General features: G+C 61.5%; 4 protein-coding genes. 2 read left to right on the top strand and 2 right to left on the bottom strand.

Annotation, left to right across the window (positions count from 1 at the left end):
• The first annotated feature begins 221 nt into the window (after positions 1-221).
• Positions 222-956 (top strand): haloacid dehalogenase-like hydrolase, encoded by a 735-nt coding sequence (locus BUE43_RS32450; protein ID WP_200797756.1) that lies wholly within the window; start codon positions 222-224, stop codon positions 954-956.
• On the opposite strand, the gene BUE43_RS32445 is transcribed toward BUE43_RS32450, so the two are convergent.
• The gene (locus tag BUE43_RS32445; RefSeq protein WP_073490185.1) at positions 953-1,717 is read right to left on the bottom strand and encodes an XRE family transcriptional regulator; all 765 of its coding nucleotides are present in this window, start codon (positions 1,715-1,717) and stop codon (positions 953-955) included. The genes BUE43_RS32450 and BUE43_RS32445 overlap by 4 nt on opposite strands.
• A gap of 149 nt (positions 1,718-1,866) precedes the next feature.
• Here BUE43_RS32445 and BUE43_RS32440 point away from each other — a divergent pair, with 149 nt between their 5' ends.
• Complete coding sequence (locus BUE43_RS32440; RefSeq protein WP_073490184.1) at positions 1,867-2,178, top strand: hypothetical protein; 312 nt, start codon at positions 1,867-1,869, stop codon at positions 2,176-2,178.
• A 59-nt stretch (positions 2,179-2,237) separates the two neighbouring features.
• On the opposite strand, the gene BUE43_RS32435 is transcribed toward BUE43_RS32440, so the two are convergent.
• The gene (locus tag BUE43_RS32435; RefSeq protein WP_073490187.1) at positions 2,238-2,627 is read right to left on the bottom strand and encodes a GntR family transcriptional regulator; all 390 of its coding nucleotides are present in this window, start codon (positions 2,625-2,627) and stop codon (positions 2,238-2,240) included.
• Positions 2,628-2,885 lie beyond the last annotated feature (258 nt).

Here is a 2,885-nt window from a genome sequence, read left to right as displayed (position 1 = left end):
ACCCGGTGCCCCTTCTGAGAGGGTCGGCCCGGCCGGACGCGCCAGCGGCCCGGCCGGTGCCGCGCCCTCTCAGAACGGGGCCATGGCCGGGCCGCCGCTCTACCGCGCGCCGCCGGCCGGCGGCGCGCCTTGATCCTGTAGAGCGGAATTCGGCAACGGTTCAAGGGCGTGCAACCGCGCGAGTAGTGGCGGGGAAGTGGCGGCTGATGCAAGATGTAGTAGTGAGGGAAACGAAGCGAAACGGCGGACGCCCCGTTCTGGTGCTGTGGGATGTAGACAACACCCTTATTGAGAATGGTGGCATGAGCAAAGCGACGTACGCTAAGGCGTTTCGGAAACTTACCGGTGTTGATCCGACTGTCCCGGCAGAGACTGAGGGGCGAACCGATCCGCTGATTATGGGCGAAATGCTACGCCGGAACGGCATCGAAGATCCTGATCGGTACACTCCTCGGCTCTTCGAAGCGCTGTCCGAGGCAATGAACGAAAACTTTGAAGAGCTTCGAGCGCGTGGGTACGCGCTTCCGGGCTCGGTTGAAGCACTCAAGGCGGTCGGCTCGATCCCTGGCGTCATCCAATCTGTTTTGACCGGAAATATCAAACCGAATGCCTACGCAAAGCTAGCGGCCTTTGGCCTTGAGTCCTATGTAGACTTCGACGCTGGCGGCTTTGGCTCTGACGCGGAAGTGCGCGCTGAGCTGGTCGGGTACGCCAGACGCCGGGCTGCCGACAAATATGAAGTGGACCTCCCAGCGTCTGCTGTCATCTTGATCGGTGACACGCCTCGTGACGTGGAAGCGGGCCTTGGCGGCGGCGCATGGGTGGTTGGTGTGGCAACGGGTAAGACCAGCATGGAAGACCTCGCACGCGCAGGCGCGCACGAGGTCCTTCCGAGTCTTGAGACTACGGATAATGTTTTGGGGGCGTTCCGATCCGTGATGACTAAGATGCGCTAGCCAGCTTTCTTCTTGCGTAGCGCGCTACCGTCAAACGGGTACGAGACTTCCCAGACGCGCTCAAAGCTCTTTGCATAAGTTTCAAAAAGGTCGCCGCCCTCCATCCTTCGGAGATGAAGGATGGGGGCGACGTACCCATACGTCCCATAAACGTGTTGATTAACCAACATTTGGTCGTCAAAACGGAAAATTGAATTGTAGAGTGTCGTGCGGTGAAGATGGAAATGCACGCCCGGTACGTGCAGAAGAGGGCTGTAGTAGGCAAGCGCCATCCTCACGCGAGCGGGAATTGCATCGAAAAGTTGTTCTTCGACTCCACGCAACTCTACTTCTGGGCTGTCTGGATCGCCCAAAACGATGCGTATGTCAGCACCGTCGGCCGCCTTTTGGCGTAGCAATGCGATCGATTCGGGGTTTTCCTCCGGAAGGAAAAGGCTCGCGTACGCCAGAAGCCAGATATTCCGGCTTGCGGACGTGAGGAGTTCTAGCCACAGGTTCTTTGGGACATCTGACCGATGGGGATAAAATGCCACAACCTCTGCTCGGCTATTGCTAGCCTTTCCCTGCTGCAGGTTCGGCCACAACCACCCGACGGGCACATCTAGCAGCTGAGCGGCCCGGTAGGCGGTTGAGCGGTGGGGAGTTCGCGCTGTGGTAATCCATCGCTCAACGGTCTTCGGGTCAACGCCTAGCTCAACCGCGAACGTTTGTGGTGCGTAACCCTTGTCAGCGAGCGTCGCCCGCAAACGATCATTCGCCACTCGGTGTCTCCCAGGACGCCTGCAGGGACGTTTGGGCCTGATCGTAACGTCCCGAAGTGCCCCCTTGACGTGGTGTCACCGTCCGTGCCTGAGCGCTGGACTTGTGACATGGACTACAAGGTCACGAGGCGGCGTCCGGGGGGTGTCCTGTGAGCCTCCACGTCTTCATGCACCCCGGGCCGTGGGACAGCGCCCGGTGCGTCGAAGCTGAACCGCGTCGCCCGGTGCTCCTGGTGGAGATGGGTGGAAGCGGCATGCAGATCCGCGTCCCGCCGCAGGTGGACGGATTCGCGGTCGCGGCAGCCTATGCGGAGAAGCTGGCAAAGGCTGCGGAAGAGTTCGCTGCTCGATGCCGCGAGCTGGCGGACGGCCAGAACGGAGACCGAGCCCGCCTGAGGCGGGCCGTCGAACGTACGTGCTTCGACTCGCACGGGATGATCTTCGGGGGCAGTGATGACTGACCGTGAACGGGAAGATCTTCGGGTGCTGGCGCTTGGGCTGCGTGCCGCCGTTCGTGATCTCAGTGATCGGATTCTCCGGGTTGAACGGCACCTCGGCCTTGTAGGGCCTGCTCAACAGCCTCCATCCGGTCGCGCAGGTCGTCGACGGCGTCCTTGAGCTCGTGAAAGAGCTGCACAAGATCGTCGGGGACGTTGTCGCTCTGCTGAGGAGAGGCGGAGCGCTCCAACACGATCGACCCGTGCCCCTGGCGCGTGACGACCAGGCCGTCCTTCTCCAAGAGCTTGACCGCGTTGCGGGCGGTGTTCACTGCGACGCCGTGGGTTTCCATGAGCCTGGTTAGCGATGGCAGGAGGTCTCCGGGCTTGAGTGCGCCGGAGGTGATCTGCCTGCGGAGGTCGGCGGCCACCTGAACGTAAGCCGGCCGGCGGTCCGCTGGGTCGATCGGCATGGCCCGCACTCTATCGCCAGAGCAGCTATAGCCATAGATCACACGAATGGAGTAACGAAATCAGTTGCAGGACTATTAGCTCTATCAGCTACAGTCGCTTCTGCTGATAGGGCGGGAGGTCGCCCGGAAGACGACGAAGGAGAGACAAGCCATGGCGATGCCGAGGGGTTACCGGTTCGCGGTTCCGTTCGAGGTGGTCTTCCCGAAGGGCCTGGTGCTGGTGGGGGAGCTGGGGCCGGACAACGAGTACCAGTCGCG

The sequence above is a fragment of the Streptoalloteichus hindustanus genome (genome assembly GCF_900129375.1).
Lineage (GTDB): Bacteria > Actinomycetota > Actinomycetes > Mycobacteriales > Pseudonocardiaceae > Streptoalloteichus > Streptoalloteichus hindustanus.
This window is presented reverse-complemented; position numbering and strand designations above follow the sequence as displayed.